24 protein-coding genes are annotated in these 25,689 nt (G+C 71.6%); 16 read left to right on the top strand and 8 right to left on the bottom strand.

Features of this window, described 5'->3' with window-relative positions; genetic code table 11:
* Positions 1–184: 184 nt before the first annotated feature.
* From ACZ79I_RS21625 to ACZ79I_RS21600, 6 genes are all read left to right on the top strand, one after another.
* A complete protein-coding gene (locus ACZ79I_RS21625; RefSeq protein ID WP_471499136.1) occupies positions 185–964 on the top strand; it encodes a response regulator transcription factor in 780 nt (259 codons plus the stop codon).
* A gap of 51 nt (positions 965–1,015) precedes the next feature.
* On the top strand, positions 1,016–2,041 hold the full coding sequence (locus tag ACZ79I_RS21620; protein WP_471499135.1) for a LacI family DNA-binding transcriptional regulator: 1,026 nt from the start codon (positions 1,016–1,018) through the stop codon (positions 2,039–2,041).
* 133 nt (positions 2,042–2,174) lie between these two features.
* Entirely contained in the window at positions 2,175–3,269 is a 1,095-nt protein-coding gene (locus ACZ79I_RS21615; protein ID WP_471499134.1) for a S1C family serine protease, read from the top strand.
* A 38-nt stretch (positions 3,270–3,307) separates the two neighbouring features.
* The gene (locus ACZ79I_RS21610; RefSeq protein WP_381091977.1) at positions 3,308–3,553 is read left to right on the top strand and encodes a hypothetical protein; all 246 of its coding nucleotides are present in this window, start codon (positions 3,308–3,310) and stop codon (positions 3,551–3,553) included.
* A 165-nt stretch (positions 3,554–3,718) separates the two neighbouring features.
* Entirely contained in the window at positions 3,719–4,447 is a 729-nt protein-coding gene (locus ACZ79I_RS21605) for a response regulator transcription factor (RefSeq protein ID WP_471499133.1), read from the top strand.
* Positions 4,444–5,907, top strand: coding sequence for a sensor histidine kinase (locus ACZ79I_RS21600; RefSeq protein WP_471499132.1), 1,464 nt, complete (start codon positions 4,444–4,446; stop codon positions 5,905–5,907). Before ACZ79I_RS21605 ends, ACZ79I_RS21600 begins: the two co-directional genes overlap by 4 nt.
* Positions 5,908–6,005: 98 nt before the next feature.
* Here the strand turns inward: ACZ79I_RS21600 and ACZ79I_RS21595 are convergent, their stop codons facing one another.
* Positions 6,006–7,802, bottom strand: coding sequence for a bifunctional metallophosphatase/5'-nucleotidase (locus ACZ79I_RS21595; protein ID WP_471499131.1), 1,797 nt, complete (start codon positions 7,800–7,802; stop codon positions 6,006–6,008).
* A gap of 162 nt (positions 7,803–7,964) precedes the next feature.
* Between ACZ79I_RS21595 and mshD the strand changes: the two genes are divergently transcribed.
* The 8 genes from mshD (at position 7,965) to pstB (ending at position 17,633) form a co-directional block, all read left to right on the top strand.
* A complete protein-coding gene (gene mshD, locus ACZ79I_RS21590; protein WP_471499130.1) occupies positions 7,965–8,903 on the top strand; it encodes a mycothiol synthase in 939 nt (312 codons plus the stop codon).
* Between the two features lie 196 nt (positions 8,904–9,099).
* Complete coding sequence (locus tag ACZ79I_RS21585; RefSeq protein WP_471499129.1) at positions 9,100–11,517, top strand: RNA degradosome polyphosphate kinase; 2,418 nt, start codon at positions 9,100–9,102, stop codon at positions 11,515–11,517.
* Positions 11,498–12,664 carry a CHAD domain-containing protein gene (locus ACZ79I_RS21580; protein WP_471499128.1) on the top strand — a complete coding sequence of 389 codons (1,167 nt, stop codon included), beginning with the start codon at positions 11,498–11,500 and terminating at the stop codon, positions 12,662–12,664. Before ACZ79I_RS21585 ends, ACZ79I_RS21580 begins: the two co-directional genes overlap by 20 nt.
* 44 nt (positions 12,665–12,708) lie before the next feature.
* Positions 12,709–13,122: an NUDIX hydrolase gene (locus ACZ79I_RS21575; protein WP_471499127.1), complete on the top strand. Its 414-nt coding sequence runs from the start codon at positions 12,709–12,711 to the stop codon at positions 13,120–13,122.
* 383 nt (positions 13,123–13,505) lie between these two features.
* Positions 13,506–14,639 (top strand): phosphate ABC transporter substrate-binding protein PstS, encoded by a 1,134-nt coding sequence (gene pstS / locus ACZ79I_RS21570; RefSeq protein ID WP_471499126.1) that lies wholly within the window; start codon positions 13,506–13,508, stop codon positions 14,637–14,639.
* A gap of 101 nt (positions 14,640–14,740) precedes the next feature.
* Positions 14,741–15,748, top strand: a complete 1,008-nt coding sequence (gene pstC, locus ACZ79I_RS21565; RefSeq protein WP_471499125.1) for a phosphate ABC transporter permease subunit PstC — start codon at positions 14,741–14,743, stop codon at positions 15,746–15,748.
* Complete coding sequence (gene pstA / locus ACZ79I_RS21560; protein WP_471499124.1) at positions 15,745–16,809, top strand: phosphate ABC transporter permease PstA; 1,065 nt, start codon at positions 15,745–15,747, stop codon at positions 16,807–16,809. Before pstC ends, pstA begins: the two co-directional genes overlap by 4 nt.
* Before the next feature lie 47 nt (positions 16,810–16,856).
* On the top strand, positions 16,857–17,633 hold the full coding sequence (gene pstB / locus ACZ79I_RS21555; protein ID WP_471499123.1) for a phosphate ABC transporter ATP-binding protein PstB: 777 nt from the start codon (positions 16,857–16,859) through the stop codon (positions 17,631–17,633).
* Positions 17,634–17,729: 96 nt separating this feature from the next.
* On the opposite strand, the gene ACZ79I_RS21550 is transcribed toward pstB, so the two are convergent.
* The 3 genes from ACZ79I_RS21550 to ACZ79I_RS21540 all read right to left on the bottom strand — a co-directional run bounded on the left by ACZ79I_RS21550 (position 17,730) and on the right by ACZ79I_RS21540 (position 19,728).
* Positions 17,730–17,930, bottom strand: coding sequence for a DUF5988 family protein (locus ACZ79I_RS21550; protein ID WP_381091955.1), 201 nt, complete (start codon positions 17,928–17,930; stop codon positions 17,730–17,732).
* A 171-nt stretch (positions 17,931–18,101) separates the two neighbouring features.
* Positions 18,102–19,100 carry an inorganic phosphate transporter gene (locus tag ACZ79I_RS21545; RefSeq protein WP_471499122.1) on the bottom strand — a complete coding sequence of 333 codons (999 nt, stop codon included), beginning with the start codon at positions 19,098–19,100 and terminating at the stop codon, positions 18,102–18,104.
* A 7-nt stretch (positions 19,101–19,107) separates the two neighbouring features.
* Positions 19,108–19,728 carry a DUF47 domain-containing protein gene (locus ACZ79I_RS21540; RefSeq protein WP_471499121.1) on the bottom strand — a complete coding sequence of 207 codons (621 nt, stop codon included), beginning with the start codon at positions 19,726–19,728 and terminating at the stop codon, positions 19,108–19,110.
* A gap of 281 nt (positions 19,729–20,009) precedes the next feature.
* Here ACZ79I_RS21540 and ACZ79I_RS21535 point away from each other — a divergent pair, with 281 nt between their 5' ends.
* Positions 20,010–20,366: a metal-sensitive transcriptional regulator gene (locus tag ACZ79I_RS21535; RefSeq protein WP_471499120.1), complete on the top strand. Its 357-nt coding sequence runs from the start codon at positions 20,010–20,012 to the stop codon at positions 20,364–20,366.
* A gap of 25 nt (positions 20,367–20,391) precedes the next feature.
* Here ACZ79I_RS21535 and ACZ79I_RS21530 read toward each other — a convergent pair whose 3' ends face one another.
* Together ACZ79I_RS21530 and ACZ79I_RS21525 are read right to left on the bottom strand one after the other, a co-directional pair.
* Complete coding sequence (locus ACZ79I_RS21530) at positions 20,392–20,562, bottom strand: hypothetical protein (RefSeq protein ID WP_471505540.1); 171 nt, start codon at positions 20,560–20,562, stop codon at positions 20,392–20,394.
* A gap of 186 nt (positions 20,563–20,748) precedes the next feature.
* Entirely contained in the window at positions 20,749–21,591 is an 843-nt protein-coding gene (locus ACZ79I_RS21525; protein ID WP_471499119.1) for an SCO4651 family lipoprotein, read from the bottom strand.
* A gap of 424 nt (positions 21,592–22,015) precedes the next feature.
* On the opposite strand from ACZ79I_RS21525, the gene ACZ79I_RS21520 reads away from it, so the two are divergent.
* A complete protein-coding gene (locus ACZ79I_RS21520) occupies positions 22,016–23,560 on the top strand; it encodes an FAD-binding oxidoreductase (RefSeq protein ID WP_471499118.1) in 1,545 nt (514 codons plus the stop codon).
* 77 nt (positions 23,561–23,637) lie between these two features.
* Here the strand turns inward: ACZ79I_RS21520 and ACZ79I_RS21515 are convergent, their stop codons facing one another.
* Entirely contained in the window at positions 23,638–24,336 is a 699-nt protein-coding gene (locus ACZ79I_RS21515; protein WP_471499117.1) for a phosphatase PAP2 family protein, read from the bottom strand.
* Positions 24,337–24,619: 283 nt separating this feature from the next.
* Complete coding sequence (locus tag ACZ79I_RS21510) at positions 24,620–25,627, bottom strand: bifunctional lytic transglycosylase/C40 family peptidase (RefSeq protein ID WP_471499116.1); 1,008 nt, start codon at positions 25,625–25,627, stop codon at positions 24,620–24,622.
* Positions 25,628–25,689 lie beyond the last annotated feature (62 nt).

Genomic DNA, 25,689 nt, shown 5'->3' with positions numbered 1-25,689 from the left:
GGAGCGTTGTATACGAAGCGGGAAACCGCAGGTGTACCGGGCCGTCGATCGCGCAGCGGGTACACCGGACCCGCACCGTACGAAGCAGTGCCGCATACGTCCTGGCAGGGACCGAGGAGGAACCAGACGTTATGGGCGAGCGAACCGTGCACGGACGTGAGACGACCAAGGCAGGTGGGACGCGATGAGCTCTCTGTTGCTCCTGACCAACGCTCTTCAGCCGTCGACGGAGGTGCTTCCCGCCCTCGGCCTGCTCCTGCACAGCGTGCGAGTGGCTCCGGCGGAAGGGCCGGCCCTCGTCGACACCCCCGGCGCCGACGTCATCCTCGTCGACGGGCGGCGGGATCTCCCCCAGGTGCGCAGCCTGTGCCAACTGCTGCGCTCCACCGGGCCCGGCTGCCCGCTCGTCCTGGTCGTCACCGAGGGCGGTCTCGCGGCCGTCACCGCCGACTGGGGCATCGACGACGTCCTGCTGGACACCGCGGGCCCGGCCGAGGTGGAGGCCCGTCTGCGCCTGGCCATGGGCCGCCAGCAGATCGTGAACGACGACTCCCCCATGGAGATCCGCAACGGCGACCTGTCGGTCGACGAGGCGACCTACAGCGCCAAGCTCAAGGGGCGTGTGCTCGATCTCACCTTCAAGGAGTTCGAGCTCCTGAAGTACCTCGCGCAGCACCCGGGCCGCGTCTTCACCCGGGCCCAGCTGCTGCAGGAGGTCTGGGGCTACGACTACTTCGGCGGCACCCGCACGGTCGACGTCCACGTACGGCGGCTGCGCGCCAAACTCGGGCCCGAGCACGAGTCGCTGATCGGCACCGTTCGGAACGTCGGCTACCGCTTCGTCACCCCCGAGAAGGTGGAGCGGGCAGCCGAGGAGGCGAAGGCCAAGGCGGCCCGGGCGAGGGCGGAGGACGCGGGTGCGACGGCACCGGTGTCCGCGTCCGAGGTCACAGCTGAGGCATAGAACGCCGTACGCCCTGCCCAGGGGCGGGTCCATCCGCGTAGACTCCGCCGCGTGGCCAAGGTGACTCGGGACGATGTGGCGCGACTCGCGGGAACTTCCACCGCTGTCGTGAGCTACGTCATCAACAACGGACCCCGGCCGGTCGCCCCGGCCACGCGCGAGCGTGTCCTCGCCGCGATCAAGGAGCTGGGGTACCGGCCCGACCGGGTCGCCCAGGCCATGGCGTCGCGGCGCACGGACCTCATAGGCATGATCGTGCCGGACGCGCGCCAGCCCTTCTTCGGGGAGATGACGCACGCGGTCGAGCAGGCCGCCGCCGAGCGCGGGAAGATGGTGCTCGTCGGCAACACCGACTACGTGGCCGAGCGCGAGGTCCACTATCTGCGGGCCTTCCTCGGCATGCGCGTCGCCGGGCTGATCCTGGTCAGCCACGCGCTCAACGACCACGCCGCCGCCGAGATCGAGGCGTGGGACGCCCGGGTGGTGCTGCTGCACGAGCGGCCCGAGGCGATCGACGACGTCGCCGTCGTCACGGACGACCTCGGGGGCGCCGAGCTCGCCGTCCGCCACCTCCTGGAGCACGGCTACCCGTACGTCGCCTGTGTGGGCGGCACCGCCCAGACCCCGGCGGTCGGCGACCCCGTCTCCGACCACGTCGAGGGCTGGCGGCGCGCGATGCGGGAGGCCGGCATCTCCACGGAGGGCCGGCTCTTCGAGGCGCCGTACAACCGCTACGACGCCTACCGGGTGGGCCTGGAGCTGCTGTCCGGCCCGAACCGTCCGCCGGCCGTCTTCTGCTCCACGGACGACCAGGCGATCGGCGTGCTGCGCGCCGCGCGCGAGCTGCGCATCGACGTGCCGGGCGAGCTGGCCGTGGCCGGCTTCGACGACGTCAAGGAGGCGGCGCTCACCGATCCGCCGCTCACCACGGTCGCCTCGGACCGCCCGGCCATGGCCCGTGCGGCCGTCGACCTCGTCCTGGACGACGGCCTGCGGGTGGCGGGATCACGCCGCGAACGGGTGAAGCTGTTCCCCTCACGGCTCGTGGTGCGCCGGTCCTGCGGCTGCGCGGACTGACCGGGACCGTCGTCCCCGTCCTCCCCCGGCCGGGGCGGGCCCCGAGGCACCCTTATATCGGGCATACACGGTTCTGTCGGGCTTCTCAGGGGTGACTCAGGAAGCTCTCATGATCACGGGACACTCTCTATGCATGACCGAGAGTTTCCGCCGCAGCGGCGAGTACGAGTACCCCCAGGGTGACGGACAGCAGGCGGGCTCCCCCCTGCAGCCGGCGCATCCCCGGCAGCAGCACGCCTCCTCCCCGGTGAACCCGGAGTGGCCGGCCCCGCCGGCCCACCGGCCGGGCGACCGCGGAGACGGCGGCGGCGCGGGTACGGCTCAGCCCGCCGCCCCCGTGGGGGCGGCGGCTCCCGCCCCGACGAAGCGCACCAAGGGCCCGCTCGCCCTCCTGGCCGCCGTGGCGATCGTCGCCGCGGCCATAGGCGGCGGCACGGCCTACGGCATCCAGGAGCTGACCGGCAAGGACACGGTCGCCTCCAGCTCCACCAGCACCGCCGTGGTGCCCTCCAGCCTGAAGGGCACGGTGACCGGCGTCGCCAAGGCGGTCACCCCGAGCATCGTGGAGATCCGCGCCTCCTCCGCCGCCGGCGACTCGACCGGCTCCGGCGTCATCGTCACGGGCGACGGCGAGATCATCACCAACAACCACGTCGTCTCCGGTGCCTCCTCGGTCAAGGTGAGGACGAGCGACGGCAGGTCCTACACCGCGCGGGTCGTCGGCACCGACAGCAAGAAGGACCTGGCGCTGATCAAGCTGGAGAACGCCTCCGGCCTGAAGACCGCCACGCTCGGCGATTCCGACGGCCTCCGGGTCGGCGACCAGGTCGTCGCCATCGGCTCCCCCGAGGGGCTGACCGGCACCGTGACCAGCGGAATCGTCTCCGCCCTCGACCGCGACGTCACCGTCTCGACCGACGAGAGCCAGGGCCAGGGCGCGGACGGCCAGTGGCCGTTCGAGTTCCGCGGCAGGCAGTTCAACGGCGACACGGGCTCGTCCACGACGACGTACAAGGCGATCCAGACGGACGCGTCCCTCAACCCGGGCAACTCCGGCGGCGCCCTGATCGACATGAACGGCAACATCATCGGCATCAACTCGGCGATGTACTCGGCCGCCTCGGACTCGACCTCGTCGAGCGCCGGCAGCGTCGGCCTCGGCTTCGCCATCCCGGTCAACACCGTCAAGGCCGACCTGGCGGAACTGCGCTCCGGCTCCCAGAGCTGAACGGGCGCCCGTCGGGCCACTGCTAAAAGGAGGACGCCATGATCAAGCAGGTGCTGCACGAGTCGACCGCTCCCGTCGGACCCGCCGGGGTCTCCCTGGCCCTGGCCGTCGCGTACGAACTCCACACGCCGGTGATCCGCGCGCCGGAACCGCTCGAACTGCGCGCCCCCGTCCCCCGTACGCCGGAGGTCGCGGTCCCTCAGCTGATGGGCCTGCGGACCACCGCCGCGCGCCCCCGCCGCCGCAAGGTGCCGCTGCACCGGCTCACCGCGGCGCTGGGCTGAGCCGCCCGCCCCTGCCGGGGCCTCCCGGCGACGCACGCGCCGCTGGTCCGTCCGGGGCGGATCCCCGGCGACGGCCCCCGCCCCGCCCTTTCCGCCCCCGCCGGGAAACATGCGAGGCTGAGTGCGTTCAGCCCCGCCCACCGCACCTCGAGGAACCCCACACCCATGAGCCCCGCCGAAGGCGACCGTGAACCCCAGCGCATCCTGATCGTCGACGACGAGCCGGCGGTGCGCGAAGCACTCCAGCGCAGCCTCGCCTTCGAGGGCTACGGCACCGAGGTCGCCGTGGACGGCGCGGACGCGCTGGAGAAGGCCACGGCGTACCAGCCCGACCTGGTCGTCCTCGACATCCAGATGCCGCGCATGGACGGCCTCACCGCCGCCCGCCGGATGCGCGGGGCGGGCACCACCACCCCCATCCTCATGCTCACGGCCCGCGACACGGTCGGCGACCGCGTCACCGGACTCGACGCCGGGGCGGACGACTACCTGGTCAAGCCGTTCGAGCTGGACGAGCTGTTCGCCCGTATCCGGGCCCTGCTGCGCCGCAGCTCGTACGCGGCGGCGGTCGGCGCGCAGGAGGACGAGGCACTGACCTTCGCCGACCTGCGCATGGACCTGGCGACGCGCGAGGTCACGCGGCGCGGGCGGGCGGTGGAGCTGACCCGGACCGAGTTCACGCTCCTGGAGATGTTCATGGCACATCCGAGGCAGGTGCTGACGCGTGAGCAGATCCTGAAGGCGGTCTGGGGCTTCGACTTCGAGCCGTCGTCGAACTCGCTCGACGTGTACGTGATGTACCTGCGCCGCAAGACCGAGGCGGGCGGCGAGCCGCGGCTCGTGCACACGGTGCGCGGCGTGGGCTACGTCCTGCGAGAGGGCGGCGCCGGGTGATCAAGCGGTTCCGGTCCCTGCCGCTGCGCTCCCGGCTGGCCCTGCTGGTGGCGGCGGCGGTGGCGTTCGGCGTGGCGGCGGTCTCGCTGAGCTGCTGGTTCATCGTGCAGGGCAAGCTGTACGAGCAGGTGGACAGGGACCTGAAGAACGCGAGCGGCCCCGTCCGCCAGGTGGGCCTCGTCAACGTCCTGAGCAACTGCACCACCAATCCCTCACCGCCGGACGACCGGGGACCGCAGCCCACCACCTACTACATCCAGGTGGTCAGCGCCCAGGGCAAGCCGTGTGTCTTCCCGAACTCGGCGGGTCTCGTCGAGGTCACCGGCGACGACACCGGCATCGCCAAGAACCCCGGCCGGGACGTGGAAACCTTCCACAACGGCGCCGACAGCAGGGGCAACCCGGTGCGGGTGCTGACGTCCCCCCTGACCAGCCAGGGTCCGGAGGGCCTGCAGCTGTACTCCGACTACGCCCTGCTGGTGGCGTATCCGCTCAGGGACACCGACCGGACCCTCGACGACCTGGCCCTGCTCCTCCTGGTCGTCTCCGGCGTGGGCGTCGTGGGCGCCGGGGCCGCCGGCCTGGCCGTGGCCCGTGCCGGCCTGCGCCCGGTCGACAAGCTCACGGAGGCGGTCGAGCACATCGCCCGCACCGAGGACCTGACGACCCGCATCCCGGTGGACGAGGACAGCGAGGACGAGATCGCCCGTCTCTCCCGCTCGTTCAACTCGATGACCTCCGCGCTGGCGAGCTCCCGCGACCTGCAGCAGCAGCTCATCGCGGACGCGGGCCATGAACTGCGCACCCCGCTCACCTCGCTGCGCACCAACATCGAGCTCCTCACCCGCAGCGAGGAGATGGGCCGCCCCCTGCCCGCGGAGGACCGCAAGGCGCTGCTGGCGTCCGTGACGGCCCAGATGACGGAACTGGCGTCGCTGATCGGCGACCTGCAGGAGCTGTCGCGTCCGGAGCAGGGCCAGCACACCGGCAGGGTGCAGGTGCTGGCGTGGCAGGGCATCGTGGAATCCGCCCTGCGCCGCGCCCGGCTGCGCGGCCCGGAGCTGACGATCACGGCGGACCTGCGGCCCTGGTACGTGCGGGCCGAGCCGTCCGCGCTGGAGCGGGCGGTGGTGAACATCCTGGACAACGCGGTCAAGTTCAGCCCCGACGGCGCCGCCGTCGAGGTCGCGCTGGTGGACGGTGTCCTGACGGTCCGCGATCACGGCCCCGGCATCGCGGCCGAGGAACTCCCGCACGTCTTCGACCGCTTCTGGCGCTCCCCGTCGGCCCGCGCCCTGCCCGGCTCCGGCCTCGGCCTGTCCATCGTGGCGCGCACCGTGCAGCAGGCGGGCGGCGAGGTGTCCCTGACGCCGGCGGAGGGCGGCGGCACGGTGGCGACGGTACGCCTGCCGGGGGCGCCGACCCCGCCGCCGGAGACGACGCGGGAGGACCGTGCGTGAGCGGACGGCCCGCCCCGTCCGAGGGCCGGGGCGGGCCGTCCGGTCATCGCGCGGCCGTCACCGCGCGCCGGTCACCGCGCGCCTGTCACCATGGGCGGTCACCGCACCACCGTGATCCGGTCCGCCGTCGGTACCGGGTACGGCGCGGTGGCCGAGGAGTGGGCCGTCAGGTAGCTCTCGAAGGCCGCGAGGTCGTCACCGCCGACCAGGACGTTCGCCCCCTTGCCCAGTTCCGCGAAGCCGTCGCCGCCGCCCGCGAGGAAGGAGTTGACGGCGACGCGGTAGGTGGCGGCCGGGTCGATCGGCGAGCCGTTCAGCTTCACGGAGTCCACGACCACGCGCGCGGCGCCCGACTTCGTCAGGTCCAGGGTGTAGGTCAGGCCCCCGGACACTTGCAGGATCTTCGGCGACGCCTCGTTCACGCCGCTGACCTGCTGCTGCAGCGCCGTGATCAGCTGGGCGCCGGTGAGGTCGAGCAGGTTCACGGTGTTCGAGAACGGCTGGACCGTGTACGCCTCGCCGTACGTCACCACTCCGTCGCCCTCGGCGCCGCTCGCCGGGTAGGTGAGCGGTGCGCGGATGCCGCCCGGGTTCATGAGCGCGAGGTCCGCGCCGGGGTCCACGGACTTGGCGTACGCCAGCTGCGCGTCCGCGATCAGGTCGCCGAGCGGCGACTCGGTGCCGGTGTTGCCGATCTCGCCCGCGATGTAGCCGATGGGCCGGGAGGCGACGGGCGCGGCGCGCGTCTTCCACTTCGTGACCAGGTCCGTCATGTCGGGGGCCTTGGCGACGTCCCGGGTGACCACGTGGTTGGCGGACCTGACGGCCGTACGGGCGATGTCGCCGGTCCAGCGGTCGTACGTCAGCGTCGTGTCCGTGTACAGCCGGCCGAACGAGGAGGCCGAGGTCACCATGCGGGGGCGGCCCGCCGGGTCGTCGATCGTGCACACGTACGCCTGGTGGGTGTGGCCGGTGACCAGCGCGTCCACCGCCGGGGTGACGTGCTTGGCGATGTCGACGATCGGACCGGAGATGCCGTCGCCGGCGCCGGGGCTGTCGCAGTCGTAGTTGTAGGCGCTGGACGCGGGGGCTCCGCCCTCGTGGATCAGCGCGACGATCGACTGCACGCCCTGCCGCTGGAGCACCTTGGCGTACTTGTTGATGGTCTCGACCTCGTCGCCGAACTTCAGGCCCCTGACGCCCTCGGCGGAGACGATGTTCGGGGTGCCCTCCAGCGTCACGCCGATGAAGCCGACCTTGACGCCGTGCTTCTTCCACACCCAGTAGGGCTTGAGGATGGGCCGGCCGGTCTTCTCGTCCGTCACGTTCGCGGCGAGGTAGGGGAAGTTCGCTCCCTGGAACGTCTCGCCGTCGTCGTAGCAGCCGTCCTTCGGGTGACAGCCGCCGTTCTGCAGCCGCGCCAGTTCCACGGCGCCCTCGTCGAACTCGTGGTTGCCGACGCTGGTGACGTCCAGGTGCAGCTTGTTGAGCGCGTCGATGGTGGGCTCGTCGTGGAACAGCCCGGAGATCAGCGGCGAGGCGCCGACCATGTCACCGGCGCCGGCCGTGACGGAGTACGGGTGGCCGGCTCGCGCCTGCCGCAGGTGCGTGGCCAGGTACTCGACGCCGCCCGCGTCGATGGTCTTGGTGGTGCCGTCCTCCTCGTGCTCGGTGACCCGTCCCGAGGAGCCGGCCGGCGGCTCCAGGTTGCCGTGCAGGTCGTTGAAGGACAGCAGTTGCACATCCTGGTAGCGGCCCGGGTACCCGTGCCCGTGGCCCGGCCCGCCCCCGTGGGCGTCGGCCGGCAGCGCCGTCATCAGGGCGCCCACGGTGGCGAGGCCCGCGGCGGCCCCGAGGATGCGGTGAAGAGGTCTGAGCCGGAAGGTCGGCGGCATGTGCCCCCCTGTGTCGTGTCCTGTGTCGTGTTTCAAAGAGCGTGCCGAGACGGTCGTTCGCGCAGCCTAGGGTCAACGCGCGTAGCGCAACAGGGGGTTAGGGGTTACGAGCAGGTTGCCGTTGCCTCCCGTTTCCGGGGTCCGGCCCGTACCCTCGTACCCATGACCAGCGACGACACCGCCCGCCCGGCATCGCCCCGCTCCATCGAGACCGTCAGCGTGCTCTCCCCCGGCCAGGCCGGGGCGGTGCTCGCGCTGCTCGCGGAGGCCGCCCGGGTGGACGGGCAGCAGGCCGTGTCCGAGCAGGGGCGGCTGCAGTTGCGGGGCGGCGAGCGCGAGGGCGTGTCGCATCTGCTGCTGACGGTCGACGGCACACTCGTCGGATACGCGCAGCTGGAGGACACCGACCCGGTGGAGGCCCCCGCCGCCGAGCTGGTGGTCCACCCCTCGCACCGCGGCCACGGGCACGGCCGCGCCCTGGGCTCCGCGCTCCTGGCCGTCTCCGGCAAGCGGCTGCGGGTGTGGGCGCACGGCGGCCACCCCGCGGCCCGGCACCTCGCCCAGGTCCTCGGCCTCACCCTGTTCCGCGAACTGCGCCAGATGCGCTGCCCGTTGACCGGCATCGACCTGCCCGAGCCCACGCTGCCCGAGGGGGTCACCGTACGCACCTTCGTGCCCGGCCGGGACGACGCGGCCTGGCTCGCCGTCAACGCCGAGGCGTTCGCCCACCATCCGGAGCAGGGCTCCCTCACCCAGCGCGACCTCGACGACCGTATGGCCGAGCCGTGGTTCGACCCGCGCGGCTTCTTCCTCGCGGAGCGCCGGGGCGAGCAGGGCCCCGAGCTGATCGGCTTCCACTGGACCAAGGTCCACACGGAGGAGGGGCTCGGCGAGGTGTACGTCCTCGGCGTCCGTCCCGGCGCCCAGGGCGGCGGTCTGGGCCGCGCCCTCACCGCGATCGGCCTGCGGCACCTGGCCGCCCAGGGCCTGACGACCGCGATGCTGTACGTCGACGCGGACAACAAGGCGGCGCTCAGCGTGTACGAGCGTCTGGGCTTCACCACCTACGAGACCGATCTGATGTACCGGACGGAGACCTGAGCGGCAAGCCCGAGCGAACGCCCGAGCGGACGCCCGAGGGGCCCGGGCACCGGGCGGCCCGGGGCGGCGCATACACTCCCCTCCGGACCCGCCCCGGGGCGGCGGCGCCCGGCCGACCTCCGCGGGACCCTCCCCGCTATCCCGCACGTCATGTCGCCGTAACCATTGATTCAGACGGGCTTGCGACGCTCGGTCAATGAATGCCGCCGTGCCAGAGCCCTCGCCACCCCCCGACCAGGGTGCCGGTGGGCAGCGCGGGCGTTTCTTCGCCGCGCTGCCGCCCGCTCTCTCCGACGCGCCCGTCACCCGGTCGGCGCGGAAGAATGGGTTCATGAGCCAGCAGAACGCCCAGGCACAGGCCCACCCGTCCCCGGCCGCCCCGCGTGACGCGGAGCCCTCGAGTCGCGCGCCCCTGCAGAATCAGCAGCAGCCGTCCGTGGGGTCCATCGCCGCGCACCGCCCCCACACCAGGGGCCCGGCGGTCTCGGACCTGGACCCCGACCTCGACGCGGACCTCGACGGGTACGAGGAGACGGAGGGCGACCGGCTTCCCCAGGGCCGCTTCCTGGACCGGGAGCGCAGCTGGCTGCAGTTCAACGAGCGCGTGCTCGAACTGGCGGAGGACCCCGACACGCCCCTCCTGGAGCGGGCGAAGTTCCTGGCGATCTTCGCCGGCAACCTGGACGAGTTCTTCATGGTCCGGGTGGCCGGCCTCAAGCGCCGCATCGCCACCGGTGTCGCCACCCGGTCGGCCTCCGGCCTCCAGCCCCGCGAGGTGCTGGAGATGATCTGGGCCCGCTCCCGCGAGCTCATGGCCCGGCACGCGGCCTGCTTCCACGAGGACGTCGCCCCGGCGCTCGTGGAGGAGGGCATCCACCTGGTCCGCTGGAACGAGCTGACCGAGAAGGAGCAGGCCCGCCTGTTCACCCTCTTCCGCCACCAGATCTTCCCGGTCCTCACGCCGCTGGCCGTCGACCCCGCGCACCCCTTCCCGTACATCTCGGGGCTCTCGCTCAACCTCGCGGTCGTGGTGCGCAACCCGGTCTCCGGCCACCGCCACTTCGCGCGCGTCAAGGTGCCGCCGCTGCTCTCCCGCTTCCTGGAGGCGTCCCCGCAGCGGTACGTCCCCATCGAGGACGTCATCGCCGCGCATCTGGAGGAGCTGTTCCCGGGCATGGAGGTCCTGGAGCACCACACGTTCCGGATCACCCGCAACGAGGACCTGGAGGTCGAGGAGGACGACGCCGAGAACCTGCTGCAGGCCCTGGAGAAGGAGCTGATGCGGCGCCGCTTCGGGCCGCCGGTGCGACTGGAGGTCGAGGAGTCGATCGACCGGTACGTCCTGGACCTGCTCGTGCGCGAGCTGAAGATCTCCGAGGCCGAGGTGTACCCGCTGCCGGGCCCCCTGGACCTCACCGGCCTGTTCGGCATAGCGAACCTCGACCGGCCCGAGCTGAAGTACCCGAAGTTCGTCGCCGGCACCCACCGCGACCTCGCGGAGGTCGAGTCGGCCTCCGCGCCCGACATATTCGCCGCGCTGCGGGAGCGGGACGTACTGCTGCACCACCCGTACGACTCCTTCTCGACCTCCGTGCAGGCGTTCCTGGAGCAGGCGGCCGCCGACCCGGACGTGCTCGCCATCAAGCAGACGCTGTACCGGACCTCGGAGACCTCGCCGATCGTCGACGCGCTCATCGACGCCGCCGAGTCCGGCAAGCAGGTCCTCGTGCTGGTCGAGATCAAGGCCCGCTTCGACGAGCAGGCGAACATCAAGTGGGCCCGCAAGCTGGAGGAGGCGGGCTGCCATGTCGTCTGGGGGCTCGTCGGGCTGAAGACGCACTGCAAGCTGTCGCTGGTCGTGCGGCAGGAGGGGGACACGCTCCGCCGCTACAGCCACGTCGGCACGGGCAACTATCACCCGAAGACCGCACGCCTGTACGAGGACCTGGGGCTGCTGACCGCCGATCCGCAGGTCGGCGCGGACCTGTCCGACCTCTTCAACAGGCTGTCGGGCTACTCGCGCCGCGAGACCTACCGCCGGCTGCTGGTCGCCCCCAAGTCCCTGCGTGACGGTCTGGTCTCGCGGATCACCAAGGAGATCCAGCACCACCGTGCCGGCCGCCCCGCGTACGTGCGCATCAAGGTCAACTCGATGGTGGACGAGGCGATCGTCGACGCCCTCTACCGGGCCTCGCAGGCCGGCGTCCCGGTCGACGTGTGGGTGCGCGGCATCTGCGCGGTGCGCCCGGGCGTCCCCGGCCTGTCCGAGAACATGCGCGTGCGGTCCGTCCTCGGCCGCTTCCTCGAACACTCCCGCGTCTTCGCCTTCGGCAACGGCGGCGAGCCCGAGGTGTGGATCGGCAGCGCCGACATGATGCACCGCAACCTCGACCGCCGTATCGAGGCACTCGTCAGGGTCACCGACCCGGCCCACCGGGCGGCCCTCAACCGGCTCCTGGAGACCGGCATGTCCGACGCCACGGCCTCCTGGCACCTGGGTGAGGACGGCGAGTGGACCCGGCACGCGACCGACGCGGACGGCCAGCCCCTGCGGAACATCCAGGAGATGCTCATAGACGCCCGGAGGCGCCGGCGTGGCACAGCAACACCTTGATCCCCCCACCGGGCCCGTGGCCGGGCCCGTGGCCGGGCCCGTGGCCGGCGAGGCCGTCGCGGACTACCTGCGGGGCCAGGCCACGGAGTTCCTCCGGTCGCTGCGGCAGCACCGGGAGACCGGCGCCGACGGGGCCGGCGCCGCACGGGCGAGGACAAGGACGGGGGAGGGCGGCGCGGAGGAATCCGGCGACGCGGCGCGCGCGCTGCGCCGCTCGGCCCGCCGCATCAGCGGCACGCTGCACACCTTCCGCCCCCTGCTCGACGCCGACTGGTCCGAACGGATGCGCCCGGAACTCGCCTGGCTGTCGGGCACGCTGGCCCGTGAACACGCCTACGCCGCCCGGCTCGACCGGCTGCTCCTCGCGGTGCACCGGCTGTCGGGCTCCCCGGTCCTGCCCGCGCAGTCGGCGCGTGCGGCGGACTCCGCAGGCGGCGGCCCGCGCGCCCAGCCCACCGCGCCGGACCGCGGCAGCCTGACCGTCGGCGCGGCCAAGGCCGGCGCGCTTCTGGAGCGCCAGCTGACCCTGGCCCGCACCCGCGCCCACTCCGCGGCCCTGCAGGCGCTCGGGTCGAGCCGCTTCCACGCGGTGGCCGACAGCGTCGCCGTCCTGGCCAGCGAGGTTCCGCTCACGCCGGCGGCGGCCACCGCCGATCTGCGCCCCCTGGCCGCAGCCGCCGAGGAGCGGCTGAACGACGCGATCGCCGCGCTGCCGCTGGTCACCGCGGGGCACCCGTACAACGCGCAGGCCCTGATCCACGGCCTGTCCCCCGATCCGGCCCCGCACCCGCAGGACGCCCCCTGGCACCAGGTGCGGCTGCTGCTGCGGCTGCACCGCTACGCCCGCGAGGTGCTGGACGGCGAGCACGGCGGGCACGGCGAGCACGGCGGGCACGGCGGGCACGGCGGGCACGGCGGGCACTCGGATCCCGACGGGCGGCTGCCGGCGGCGGGCCGGGCGCTGAACCGGCACCGGGACGCCGCCGAGGCGGCCGCGGCGGCCGCCTCGGCGGCACGCACCCCGCGCATCGCCCCGGCGACGGCGTACGCGCTCGGCGTTCTGCACGCCGACCAGCGCCACGAGGTGGAGGCGGCCCGCTTCGCCTTCCAGCAGTCGTGGCAGAGGCAGGTGGCACCGACCCGGTAGGCGCCCCGGACCGCGGCAGGCGAGTGAGGAGCCATGAGTACCCGATGAGCGACGACACCATCCGCGCGGCGGGCTGCGTCCTGTGGCGCCGCTCCCCCGTAGACGGTGAGCTGGAGATATGTCTGGTTCACCGGCCGAAGTACGACGACTGGTCCCACCCCAAGGGCAAGCTCAAGCGCGGCGAGGACCCCCTCACGGGGGCGCTGCGGGAGGTCGGGGAGGAGACGGGGTACCTCGCCGTGCCGGGCGCGCCCCTGCCCACCGTCCGCTACGAGGCGCAGGGACGCCCCAAGCAGGTCCGCTACTGGGCGGCCGAGGCGGCGGGCGGTTCCTTCATCCCGAACCGCGAGGTCGACCGCGTCCTCTGGCTCCCGCCGGCCGCGGCGCGCAGGTGTTCGACCCAGCCCCACGACCGGGACCTGGTGGACGCCCTGCTGAACGCGCTCGACCCGAGGTGATCCCCGCGCGGGGGCGCGCGGAACGACACGGAAGGCGCTCGGTCCCCACAGGGGGCGCGCGGCGCCCCCTGTACGACCGCCAACGGCCCGCATCCCGCCGAAACCGCAGCTCATCCGCCCTGCCACGACCGGGTCCGCCGGAATGTCCCCGTGTCCGAGACGTAAGCCTTCCGTGACCTAACCACACCGTCCGCAGGGGTTCACCTCCCGTTCATTTTCGACCATCGGCCGCTTCACCTGTTCTGCCTAATTTCGGCCTTACCCGGTGCGAAGCACGCAGGAAGGCGTGCGAAGCACTTCCCCGCTCACGGCGGCCCCCGACCGGGCCGGCCACACTTCGCACGCCGCCCCAGGTCGGCGGCTCCTGGAAGGAACTCCCGAAAGTGAAGCTTCAGCGCAAGAACCGGCTTCGCGCCCTTTCCCTCGGTGCTGTCGCCGTCTCCGGCGCCCTGGCCCTGACGGCGTGCGGCTCCGACGACACCGGCAAGGACAAGGGCGCGGACAGCTCCGCCCCGGCGTCGAGCACCTCCTCCATCAAGTGCGACGACGCCAAGGGGCAGCTGCAGGCCTCCGGCTCTTCCGCGCAGAAGAACGCGATCGACGCCTGGGTCAAGCAGTACAGCGCGGCCTGCAAGGGCGTGCAGATCAACTACAACCCGACCGGTTCGGGCGCCGGTATCACCGCCTTCCTCGGTGGCCAGACCGCGTTCGCCGGCTCGGACTCCCCGCTCAAGCCGGAGGAGCTCACCCAGTCGAAGAAGGTCTGCTCCGGCGGCCAGGCCATCGACCTGCCGATGGTCGGCGGCCCGATCGCGATCGGCTTCAACGTGCCGGGCGTGGACAGCCTGACCCTCGACCCGTCGACCATCGCCAAGATCTTCAACGGCAAGATCACCAAGTGGAACGACGCGGCGATCGCGAAGCTGAACCCGAGCGCCAAGCTGCCCGACCTCAAGATCCAGGCGTTCCACCGCTCCGACGAGTCCGGCACCACGGACAACTTCACCAAGTACCTGATCGCCACCGCCAAGAGCGACTGGCCCTACGAGGGCGGCAAGGCGTGGCAGGCCAAGGGCGGCCAGTCCGCGCAGGGCTCCTCCGGCCTGGCCCAGCAGGTGAAGCAGACCTCGGGTGCCATCTCGTACTTCGAGCTCTCCTACGCCGCCGACGGCATCAAGACGGTCGACCTGAAGACCGGCGCCGCCACCCCGGCCAAGGCCACCGTCGAGAACGCCACCAAGGCCATCGCCGCCGCCCAGGTCGCCGGTACCGGCAAGGACCTGGCCCTGAAGCTGAACTACCAGCCGACCGCGGAGGGTGCCTACCCGCTCACCCTGGTCACCTACGAGATCGTCTGCGACAAGGGCAACAAGGCCGACACCCTGCCGACCGTGAAGTCCTTCCTCAGCTACATCGCGTCCGAGGACGGCCAGGGCCTGCTGGCCGACGCCAAGTACGCCCCGATCCCGTCCGAGATCAACTCGAAGGTCCGCGAGACCATCGCGGGTCTGAGCTGACCTGAAGCGCGGCCCGCTCCCCATCCGGAGCGGGCCGCACCGTCCGGTGCACCGCCGCCTGGAGCCGCCACCCACAACGGCTCCGCAGACCGGAGATCCTGATGGACATATCAACACAGAACACTGAAGCGCCTCCGCCCACCTCCCAGCCCTCCGTGGCCGAGCAGAAGCGCCCGAGCCGCGGCGCGACCCGCCCCGGAGACCGGATCTTCCTCGGTCTGTCCCGTGGATCCGGCATCTTCCTGCTGGTGATCATGGCCGCCGTCGCGGTCTTCCTCACCTACCGTGCGTCCCTCGCCATCAGCGACGACCACGGCAACTTCCTGACCACCTTCGAGTGGAACACCAACCTCAACCCGCCGGTCTTCGGCATCGCGGTGCTCGCCTTCGGCACGATCGTCTCCTCGATCGTCGCCATGGCCCTCGCGGTCCCGGTCGCGGTGGGCATCGCGCTGTTCCTGACGCACTACGCGCCGCGCAGGCTGGCCGGCCCCATCGCCTATGTGATCGACCTGCTCGCCGCCGTGCCGTCCATCGTCTACGGCCTGTGGGGCGCCCTCGTCCTCGTCCCCCACATGCAGGGCCTGTTCGGCTGGCTGGACCACTACTTCGGCTGGACCGGCATCTTCCAGTGGCAGGGCGGCGCCCCGCGCTCACTGCTCACGGTCGGCATCCTGCTCGCGATCATGATCCTCCCGATCATCACCAACGTGAGCCGCGAGGTCTTCCGGCAGGTCCCGCAGATGCACGAGGAGGCGGCCCTCGCCCTAGGCGCCACGCGCTGGGAGGTCATCCGCATGGCCGTCCTCCCGTTCGGCCGCTCCGGTGTGATCTCCGCGTCGATGCTGGGCCTGGGCCGCGCCCTCGGCGAGACCATGGCGGTCGCCACGGTCCTCTCCCCGACCTTCGACATCCAGGCCAGCCTGCTCGACCCGGGCGGCGGCACCTTCGCGCAGAACATCGCCAGCAAGTTCGGCGAGGCCACCGACCAGGGCCGTGACGCGCTCATCGCCTCCGGTCTGGTCCTCTTCGTCATCACCCTGCTGGTCAACGGCGCGGCGCGCATGATCATCGCCCGCCGCAAGGAGTACTCGGGGGCCAACGCATGAGCACCGCAGCCGTCCGCCACAAGCGCACGAGCACCCTGCGCGGCGCCACCCTGCCGAAGTGGATGCCCTGGGCGATCGCCGTGGGCTCCCTCGCCGTCGGCGTGGGCATCGGCCTGGGCGCCGGCCTCGGCAGCGAGATCCAGTGGGGCCTGATCGCTGCGGTCCTGTTCATCCTCGGCACCTACACCGTCGCCGCGCGCGTCGAGGGACGCCGACAGGCCAAGGACCGGGTCGCGACCAGCCTCGTCTGGGTCTGCTTCGTCCTCGCGGTCATCCCGCTGGCCTCCCTCGTCTGGGAGACCGTCAAACGGGGTGCGAAGGTCTTCGACGGATACTTCCTCAGCCACTCGATGGGCGTGGTCGCCGACACCGAGACCGGCGGCGGCATCTACCACGCGATCCTGGGCACCCTGGAGCAGGTCGGCCTCGCCACCGCGATCGCCGTGCCGGTCGGTGTGCTCACCGCCGTGTACCTGGTCGAGTACGGGCGCGGCAGGCTCGCCCAGGCCATCACCTTCTTCGTCGACGTCATGACGGGCATCCCGTCGATCGTCGCGGGTCTGTTCGTCCTCAGCTTCTGGATCCTCATCCTCGACATGGGCTACTCCGGCTTCGCCGGCTCGCTCGCCCTGTCGATCCTGATGATGCCCGTGGTGGTCCGCTCCACCGAGGAGATGCTCAAGCTCGTACCGAACGAGCTGCGCGAGGCGTCCCTCGCGCTCGGCGTCCCGAAGTGGCGCACCATCCTCAAGGTGGTCCTGCCGACGTCGATCGGCGGCATCACCACAGGCGTGATGCTCGCGATCGCGCGCATCACCGGTGAGACCGCTCCCGTACTGCTGCTGGTGTGGGGCACGAGCTTCATCAACAGCAACCCGTTCAAGGACCCGCAGGCCTCGCTGCCGCTGTACATCTACCAGCAGTACGCGAACAGCTCGGGCTCCGGCGCGGCCTACGACCGGGCGTGGGCGGCGGCGCTCACCCTCATCGGCTTCGTGATGATCCTCAACCTGGTGGCTCGCGGGATCGCCCGCTGGAAGGCCCCCAGGACCGGTCGCTGACGCGGCCACCCAGCGACTGATCCGTCCCACCTGGAAGTGACGTAAACATGGCCAAGCGAATCGACGTAAGCGGGCTCACCGCCTACTACGGCTCCCACAAGGCGATCGAGGACATCTCGATGACGGTCGAGCCGCGGTCGGTGACGGCGTTCATCGGCCCCTCCGGCTGCGGCAAGTCGACGTTCCTGCGCACGCTCAACCGTATGCACGAGGTGACCCCCGGCGGGCGCGTCGAGGGCAAGGTGCTGCTGGACGACGAGGACCTGTACGCGACCGGGATCGACCCGGTGGCGGTGCGCCGCGAGGTCGGCATGGTGTTCCAGCGCCCCAACCCGTTCCCGACCATGTCGATCTTCGACAACGTCGCCGCGGGTCTGCGCCTGAACGGCAGCCACAAGAAGCAGGACCTGGCGGACGTCGTCGAGAAGTCCCTCAAGGGCGCGAACCTCTGGAACGAGGTGAAGGACCGCCTGAACAAGCCGGGCTCGGGCCTGTCCGGCGGCCAGCAGCAGCGTCTGTGCATCGCGCGCGCCATCGCGGTCGAGCCGAAGGTCCTGCTGATGGACGAGCCGTGCTCCGCCCTGGACCCGATCTCGACGCTCGCCATCGAAGACCTGATCGGCGAGCTGAAGGAGCGCTTCACGATCGTCATCGTGACGCACAACATGCAGCAGGCGGCGCGTGTGTCGGACCGTACGGCGTTCTTCAACCTGGCGGCCGTGGGCCAGCCGGGCCGGCTGATCGAGATCGACGACACGGAGCGGATCTTCTCCAACCCGTCGGTCCAGGCCACGGAGGACTACATCTCCGGCCGCTTCGGCTGATCCGCCGAAGTCGAAGACCCCTCGCGGTGCTGCATGGCGGTGCCACCGCGAGGCCGAAGAGGGCCCGCCCCCGGCTCCCGGGGGCGGGCCCGTTCGTCATTCGGCGACTTCCGTCCGTTCCCACCAGCGGTAGACGGTCACCCGCCCCTCCTGCCGGTCCTCGTGGCGCGATGTCATCTTGTAGTGCTCGTATCCGCCGCGGAGAGGGATCTTGAGCTCTTGTCCCGGAGGAACGATCGGCACGACCTTGCCCGCCAGATCGTCCGGTCCGCCTTCGAGGAGTGCCTTGCTAGTCATAGCTCCAGTCTTGTCATGACGCGGACGCGCGCATCTCGAGACCGGACCACCCGCGCGGCAGGACGGGGCCGGCTGGGGCCAGGACGGCTGGGGCCGGGACGGCCGGGTGCGCTCCGCCCCCCGACACCCGCGGCCCCCGTCCGGGGCACGGGGCCGCGCCGGCGCCCTCGGCTACAGGAACGCCAGGTCGATCACCCAGAAGCCGCACGCGGCCACGACCGCCGCCGCCGGCATCGTGATGAACCAGCCCAGGACGATGTTCTTCGCCACGCCCCACCGCACGGCGTTCACCCGCTTCGTCGCGCCCACGCCCATGATCGCCGAGGTGATGACGTGCGTCGTGGAGATCGGTGCCTTGAACAGGAACGCCGTCGCGAACATGATCGAGGCACCGGTGGTCTCCGCCGCGAACCCCTGCGGCGGATCCAGTTCGATGATCTTGCGGCCCAGGGTGCGCATGATGCGCCAGCCGCCCGCGTACGTCCCCAGCGACAGCATCACCGCGGAGACGATCTTCACCCACACCGGGATCGGATCCCCGTACTTCTCGACGTCCGCGATGACCAGCGCCATCACCACGACGCCCATCGTCTTCTGAGCGTCCTGCAGGCCGTGGCCCAGCGCCATGCCGGCCGCCGACACCGTCTGCGCTATGCGGAAACCCCGCTTCGCCTTGTGCGGATTGGCCCGGCGGAAGATCCACATGATGGCCGTCATCACCAGATAGCCGACGATCACGCCGACCACGGGCGACAGGAACATGGGGGTGACGATCTTGTCCAGGACCCCGGACCAGTAGACCGTCGTGCCGCCCGCCAGCGCCGCTCCCACCATCCCGCCGAACAGCGCGTGCGACGAGGACGACGGCAGCCCGAAGTACCACGTGATCAGGTTCCAGGTGATGGCGCCGGTCAGCGCCGCGAAGAGGATGCCCATCCCCTTGCCGCCCTCGGGGGTCTGGATCAGTCCCTCACTGACCGTCTTCGCCACTCCGCTGCCGAGGAAGGCGCCCGCGAGGTTCATCACCGCCGCCATCGCCAGCGCCGCCCGCGGCGTGAGCGCGCGCGTCGACACCGATGTCGCGATGGCGTTCGCCGAGTCGTGGAAACCGTTCGTATACGCGAAGAAGAGCGCGACCAGGACAGTCACGATCAGAGCGAAGGTGTCCATGAACGACTCAGGACTCCTTGACCGCGATGGTCTCCACGGTGTTCGCCACGTGCTCGAAGGCGTCCGCCGCCTCCTCCAGCACATCCACGATCTGCTTGAGCTTCAGGACCTCGATCGCGTCGTACTTGCCGTTGAAGAGGTGGGCGAGCAGCTTGCGGTGGATCTGGTCCGCCTGGTTCTCCAGGCGGTTCACCTCGATCCAGTACTCGGTGAGGTTCTCCATCGTGCGGAGGTTCGGCATCGCCTCCGCCGTCAGCTCCGCCGCCCGCGCCAGCACCTCGATCTGCTGCTCGACGCCCTTCGGCAGTTCCTCGATGTTGTAGAGGACGACCAGGTCGACGGCCTCCTCCATGAAGTCCATGATGTCGTCGAGGGAACCGGCGAGGGAGTAGATGTCCTCGCGGTCGAACGGCGTGATGAACGAGGAGTTCAGCTGGTGGAAGATCGCGTGCGTGGCGTCGTCACCGGCGTGTTCCGCGGCCCGCATACGCTCTGCGATCTCGGCCCGGGCGGAGGCGTCCGCCCCGAGCAGTTCCATCAGGAGTTTCGAGCCCGTGACGATGTTGTCCGCGGAGGCGGCGAACATGTCGTAGAAGCTCGTCTCCCTGGGGGTCAGACGAAAGCGCACGTGGGGTCCTCGGGATGCTTCGGTTTCGGTCAGGCTGATGCTAAGGGCAACATCCGGCCACGGCTAAGGGGCCGTCCTCCAGTGTCGCCCATCGGCCACGGCCGTCGGCAGGGGGGCGGTGCGGGTGCGTCCGAGGCAGCGGCCAAGGGCCGTATACCCAGCAAAGTTCGTTACCATATACCCGCCAGGGGTATATGTCCGTTTCGGGATGCGCGGGGCCCGCACCCGGGGGCCGCCGGCCCCCCTCCGCATCCCCGGGCGACCGTCAACAGGAGGACGCGATGACGACCACCGAGGCCGGCGCGACAGCGCCCTCCGAGGGCGGCGGGAACGTGGTGACCGACCACGACCGCGGCATCCACGGCTACCACAAGCAGAAGGCCGAGCACCTCAAGCGGCTGCGCCGCATCGAGGGCCAGATCCGCGGTCTGCAGCGCATGGTGGACGAGGACGTGTACTGCATCGACATACTCACGCAGGTCTCCGCCTCCACCAAGGCCCTGCAGTCCTTCGCGCTGCAGCTGCTGGAGGAGCATCTGCGCCACTGCGTCGCGGACGCCGCGCTCAGGGGCGGTTCGGAGATCGACGCGAAGGTGGAGGAGGCCACGAAGGCGATCGGCCGCCTGCTGCGGACATGACCCGGGGCATGACCCGGAGCGCGGCTCACCCGCCGGAGGCGTCCCGTTCCTCGGCCACTCTCAGCACCTCGTCGATGCTCTCAAGACTGAGCCGGTCCTCGCGCGCCGCCGAGGCCGCGATCATCAGGTCACCGCACAGCTCGATCTCGGCGAGGGCCACGTGGTCCTGCACCGCCATACCACCGACCAGAGCCACGCGCATCACCTCTTTCTGCCGTCACCGACTCTAGGGTAGGGAGCGGCGCGCGGGCGGCGCATGGCACGGACGGACCATTTCCGGCCCCTCAGCCGCGCCACTTCCGGCCCGTGGGCCCGGTCCCCGCACCCCGGCTCCCGGCCCCTTCCACGGCGGGCGGCCCGGACGGCCGGCGCCCGGCGCGCCTCACTGCTGGGCGATCCTCCCGGCGTAGATGTCCCCGCCCGCCGGCAGTCGGATGTCGGCGGGCGTCCCGAAGTCGTACAGCAGGGTCGTCGAGGCCACCGCGACCGTGGTCTTCTGCTCCCCGTTGAGGAAGCTGAACCGGTGGCGCACCTTCCGGACGCGCCCCTCGTCGTCGAGGTAGGCGTCGAACGGGACCTCGGCCGTGGCGAACCCTTTCGCCGCCGCCCGCAGCGGCCCCCGGTTCCCGGCGGACGCGCTCCGCGCCGCGAGCCCGATGTCGGCGACCCCGCGATAGTGCCGCACCGGCGTCCCCGCGACCTCGGTCCTTCCCACGTACGTCGCCCTGCGGACCCCGCGCAGCAACTCGGCCGCCGCGAGCGGGTCGGTGGCGCCGCCGGTGACCAGGTTGCCGTCCGAGAGCGTGGTCGTGTCGACCCGGACCCACTTGTCGGCGGGCACGCCCGCGCCCCGGTTCTTCATGAACAGCGCGCCGGGAGCGAGCAGTTCCGTGATGGGCCGGTGCTCCTGGGCGCCCGCGGGATCCTGCGGCAGCGTCACCTTCAGCCGGCCGAGCCGGTCGCGGTAGTCGTAGACGCCCTCGCCGCGGATGGTGACCCGGGTGCCTCCGGTGGCCATCTCCATCGACGTCCGGGCCTTGGAACTGCCCGCGCGCACCAGGGCGCCGGCCGCCTGGTGGAGCACCTCCACCGCGTCCACTCCGGAACGCGCGTCCTCGGCGGCGGCCCCGCCGCCCGCGCAGCCGGAGAGCGAGCCGCCGCACAGGAGGAGTCCCACCGTCGCGACGGCCGCCGCGCCCGCCCGGCCGTGCTGCCGCACCTTCATCGCCTGCCTACCCCCAGCCGGTCCGTCCCGGTGTCCCTCCTGTCGTTCCGGTTAACGACCGGTAGGGAGACCCGTCACGCGGTCGGCATGGCGGTCCATGTGCCTTGGGTAACCTGTCGGAGTGGAGCAGCAGAAGGCCCCCCTCAGTCCGGATCAGCACCGCACGACGACGATCGAACAGGGCCGTTTCTGCGTAGCCCGCTGCACCTGCGGCTGGCGGGGGCCCGCGCGCAGGGCCCGCAGCCTGGCCCGGGCGGACGCAGCGGGGCACACGGCCGGCTAGCACCACCGGGAGCAGCCACACCGGGAGCGCCACACCGGGAGCACGCCCCCGCCCCGCCCGCCGTGGCCATTCCGTGGCACTTGCCGCGGAACCCCGGGTGATGGGACCCCGTCTGGTTCCACGGAACCCGAGGGAGGGCACATGCAACGGCGTATGTTCATCGGCCAGGCCACCGCCGTGCTCGCGGCGGCGGCCACCACCGCCTGCAACGGCCGTGCGAGCGGCGGCACATCGACGGCCACGGGCACGCCCCCGGGCCCCGCCACCACCGGCCCGCGCACCACCGGCTGGGCCGCCCTCGCCAAGGACCTGGCCGGCTCCCTGGTCCTGCCGGGCGACAGCGCCTGGCCCTCCGCGCACCAGCTCTACAACACGCGCTTCGACGGACTGAAGCCCGCGGCCGTCGCGTACGTGGCGCACGCCGAGGACGTCCGCACCGTCCTGGCGTACGCCCGCGCGCACCGCGTCAGGGTCGCCATACGCAACGGCGGCCACTCCTATGCCGGTTGGTCGTCCGGCGACGGCCGGCTGATCATCGACGTCTCGAAGCTGAACGGGATCCGCGCGAGCGGCGACGCGGCCGTCGTCGGCGCCGGTGCCAAGCTGATCGACGTGTACCGCGCGCTCACCGCGAAGGGCGTGACGATACCCGCGGGCTCCTGCCCCACCGTCGGCGTCTCCGGGCTCACCCTCGGCGGCGGTCACGGCGTGGTCTCCCGGGCGTACGGGCTGACCTGCGACAGCCTCACCCAGGCGACCCTGATCACGGCGGACGGCCGGCAACTCGTCGCCGGCGCCACGGAGAACAAGGACCTCTTCTGGGCCCTGCGGGGCGCGGGCAACGGCACCTTCGGCGTCGTCACCGAGCTGCACTTCACGACCCACCCGGCACCGCAGGCCGTGACCGCGTACCTGACCTGGCCCTGGTCCCGGGCGGCGGCCGTGCTGGGGGCCTGGCAGGAGTGGGGCCCGGCCCAGCCCGACGAGATCTGGTCCTCCTGCCATCTCTCGGGCACGGCGGGCGGCAGGCCCACCGTCTCCGTCTCCGCGTTCTCGCTGGGCACGTACGGCGAACTGCAGAACGCGGTCGACCGGCTGGCCGCGAGGATCGGCTCCTCGGCGTCCGGTGTCTCGCTCAAGCGGCGGTCCTACGAGGGTGCGATGGAGGTGTACGCCGGCTGCTCGTCCTTCTCCTCCGACGCCCAGTGCCATCTGCCGGGCCCGACACCGGGCCGGTCCCCGCAGGGCGCCCTCGGCCGCGAGACGTACGCGGCCCGCTCGGACTTCTTCGACCGCTCGATCCCGGAGGCCGGCATCCACACGCTCCTGCACCGGATGGAGTCGGTGCGGGGTGGCGCCGGCAGCGTCGCGTTCACCGCGCTCGGCGGCGCGGTCAACCGGGTGGCGCCCACGGCCACGGCGTTCGTCCACCGCCGTTCACGCATGCTGGCCCAGTACATCGCGAGCTGGCGGGCGGGCACGCCCGGCACGGCGGCCCAGTCCTGGCTGACGTCGGCCCACGCGTCCCTGCGCGGCTACGCGTCCGGGGCCGCGTACCAGAACTACACGGACCCCACCCTGGCGAACTGGCGCACGGCGTACTACGGGGACGCGGCCGCCCGCCTCGCGCAACTGAGGCGCCGCTACGACCCGACCGGCTTCTTCACGTTCCCGCAGTCGCCGTAGGAGGCCGCAGGCCCGCCTTGCGGCGCGCACCCCGCCACCCCCGCACCGCCCGGGGCGCACACCGCCCGCGGCGGCCCCTACGCCGCCAGATCCCGCTCCTGCGCGGCCGCGCCGGTCCGCGCCCCGGGGCTCAGCGGCTCCGTGGCACGCGCCCCGCGGGCCCGGACCAGCCACCCGGCCCGGGGCGAGCGCTCGACCGCCCTCACGAGCGGGGTGAGCAGCGCCATGGCGAGCGGGGAGAGCAGCAGGGCGACGGCGGTGCCGAGGGCGAACCCGCCGACCACGTCCGTCGGATAGTGCACGCCCATGTAGACCCGGCAGAACCCTTCGAGCAGGGCGAGCCCGAGGCCGACGAGCCCGAAGGTGCGGCTGGCCACGAACAGTCCGACCGCCATCGCCATGGTGAGCGTGGCGTGGTCGCTCACGAAGGAGTAGTCGGTCTTGCCGGTGACGAGGACATCGATGCCCTGGTGGTCGACGAACGGCCGCGGCCGCTCCACGAAGCCCCGGATGGGCACGTTCACCAGCACGGCGAGACCGGCGGCCAGCGGCGCCCAGACCAGCGCGGCCACGGACGACGCCGCCTCCTCACCGCCCCGCCGGCGCACGCTCCACCAGCACCACAGGACCAGCAGGACCATGGCGAGCAGCAGCCCGTACTCACCGACGAACTCCATGCCGCGGTCGAACCAGCGCGGGGCTTGCTTGGCCAGGCCATTGATGTCGTAGAGCAGATCGACGTCGGGGTTCGACCCGGATTCGGCGAGTCCAGCCATCGTGCGCGGCCCCTTCGTCGTCTGTCCCGTTGCCCGGGCGCGCCCGTGCGCGCGCCGCTTCCACCACCCCCGTGGCTGTAGATCCGCTCCACGTCAAGCCGGCTGCCGTCCGTCGACGCTCTACGTCAGAAGGAACGCACAGTCCTGTCTTCAACGTTCCGCACTCCACCGAATGATCACGCAGACGTTATCGAAGAGAGACTCGTCTTCGCAGCTCAGGGGGTGGGTGTAACGGAGGGTTCCGGCCAGCGGGGGCCGGCGCGTACGCCGTTCACACCCTGGTTCACACCGTCGTGGGCAACGCTTTCGCGCCATCTTCGGTGACACGCGTCGCGCCGAAGTAGTCGGATGTGTCGATCGGGTCGAAACGGATCACCGCACCGGTCCGGGGCGCGTCGATCATATAGCCACCACCGACATAAATCCCGACATGCCGGATGGCGCGGGAATCGGTCGGGTCGTCGGAGAAGAAGACCAAGTCACCCGGGAGCAGTTCGTCCCGTTTCGGATGGGGTCCGGCGTTGTACTGGTCGTTGGCGACGCGCGGCAGCGTGATGCCCACGCTCTCGTACGCGGCCTTGGTCAGCCCGGAGCAGTCGAAGCGCCCGCCCTGGTCGGCGGTCCCGTTGCCGCCCCACAGATACGGGGTGCCGAGCTTCTTCTGCGCGAAGTAGATGGCGCCGGCCGCCTGCTTCGAGGGGTCGACCCGCCGCACGGGCGCGGCGAAGCTCTTCTGCAGGGTGGTGATGGTCCTCACATAGTTCTGGGTCTCCTTGTACGGCGGCACGCCCCCGTACTTGATGACCGCGTACGCCCCCGCGTTGTAGGCCGCGAGCATGTTCTCCGTCTGGTTCCCGGGCGCGTCCTTCACGTACGAGGCGAGCTTGCAGTCGTAGGAGGCGGCCGACGGAATGGCGTCGCGCGGGTCCCAGACATCGCGGACGCCGTCGCCGTTGCCGTCGATGCCGTGGATGGCCCAGGTGCCGGGGATGAACTGCGCTATCCCCTCGGCCGCGGCGGGGCTCTTGGCGTTCGGGTTGAAGCCGCTCTCCTGGTAGAGCTGGGCGGCGAGCAGCGCGGGGTTGATCGCACTGCACAGGTTGCCCCACTTCTCCACGAGCGTCGCGTACGCGGCGGGCACCGCGTTCTTGGCGAGCGCGACGGACCCCTTGCCCAGGCCGCCGGCGAGGCTCCCGGCGACCAGGTAGACCCCGACGGCGAGCAGCATCACCAAGGAGAGCGCGGCGCCGACGGCAGCGGTCGCCCAGATCCACGCCTTACGCACCCTCAACCGCCCCTCGTCACACGGGAGTCCGCCGAGGGTCAGTGTAGGGGCGAGGCCGGGTCACGGAC

The sequence above is a fragment of the Streptomyces sp. PSU-S4-23 genome (assembly GCF_055632315.1).
Note: the sequence above shows the minus strand (reverse complement) of the source record. Positions and strands in the feature narration are given on the sequence as shown.

Coding starts and splice junctions, on each gene's coding strand:
- ACZ79I_RS21625 (WP_471499136.1), top strand. CDS start 185: ATGAGCTCTCTGTTGCTCCTGACCAACGCTCTTCAGCCGTCGACGGAG.
- ACZ79I_RS21615 (WP_471499134.1), top strand. CDS start 2,175: ATGACCGAGAGTTTCCGCCGCAGCGGCGAGTACGAGTACCCCCAGGGT.
- ACZ79I_RS21610 (WP_381091977.1), top strand. CDS start 3,308: ATGATCAAGCAGGTGCTGCACGAGTCGACCGCTCCCGTCGGACCCGCC.
- ACZ79I_RS21605 (WP_471499133.1), top strand. CDS start 3,719: ATGAGCCCCGCCGAAGGCGACCGTGAACCCCAGCGCATCCTGATCGTC.
- ACZ79I_RS21595 (WP_471499131.1), bottom strand. CDS start 7,802: ATGCCGCCGACCTTCCGGCTCAGACCTCTTCACCGCATCCTCGGGGCC.
- mshD (WP_471499130.1), top strand. CDS start 7,965: ATGACCAGCGACGACACCGCCCGCCCGGCATCGCCCCGCTCCATCGAG.
- ACZ79I_RS21585 (WP_471499129.1), top strand. CDS start 9,100: ATGAATGCCGCCGTGCCAGAGCCCTCGCCACCCCCCGACCAGGGTGCC.
- ACZ79I_RS21575 (WP_471499127.1), top strand. CDS start 12,709: ATGAGCGACGACACCATCCGCGCGGCGGGCTGCGTCCTGTGGCGCCGC.
- pstC (WP_471499125.1), top strand. CDS start 14,741: ATGGACATATCAACACAGAACACTGAAGCGCCTCCGCCCACCTCCCAG.
- pstA (WP_471499124.1), top strand. CDS start 15,745: ATGAGCACCGCAGCCGTCCGCCACAAGCGCACGAGCACCCTGCGCGGC.
- pstB (WP_471499123.1), top strand. CDS start 16,857: ATGGCCAAGCGAATCGACGTAAGCGGGCTCACCGCCTACTACGGCTCC.
- ACZ79I_RS21550 (WP_381091955.1), bottom strand. CDS start 17,930: ATGACTAGCAAGGCACTCCTCGAAGGCGGACCGGACGATCTGGCGGGC.
- ACZ79I_RS21545 (WP_471499122.1), bottom strand. CDS start 19,100: ATGGACACCTTCGCTCTGATCGTGACTGTCCTGGTCGCGCTCTTCTTC.
- ACZ79I_RS21535 (WP_471499120.1), top strand. CDS start 20,010: ATGACGACCACCGAGGCCGGCGCGACAGCGCCCTCCGAGGGCGGCGGG.
- ACZ79I_RS21525 (WP_471499119.1), bottom strand. CDS start 21,591: ATGAAGGTGCGGCAGCACGGCCGGGCGGGCGCGGCGGCCGTCGCGACG.
- ACZ79I_RS21520 (WP_471499118.1), top strand. CDS start 22,016: ATGCAACGGCGTATGTTCATCGGCCAGGCCACCGCCGTGCTCGCGGCG.
- ACZ79I_RS21515 (WP_471499117.1), bottom strand. CDS start 24,336: ATGGCTGGACTCGCCGAATCCGGGTCGAACCCCGACGTCGATCTGCTC.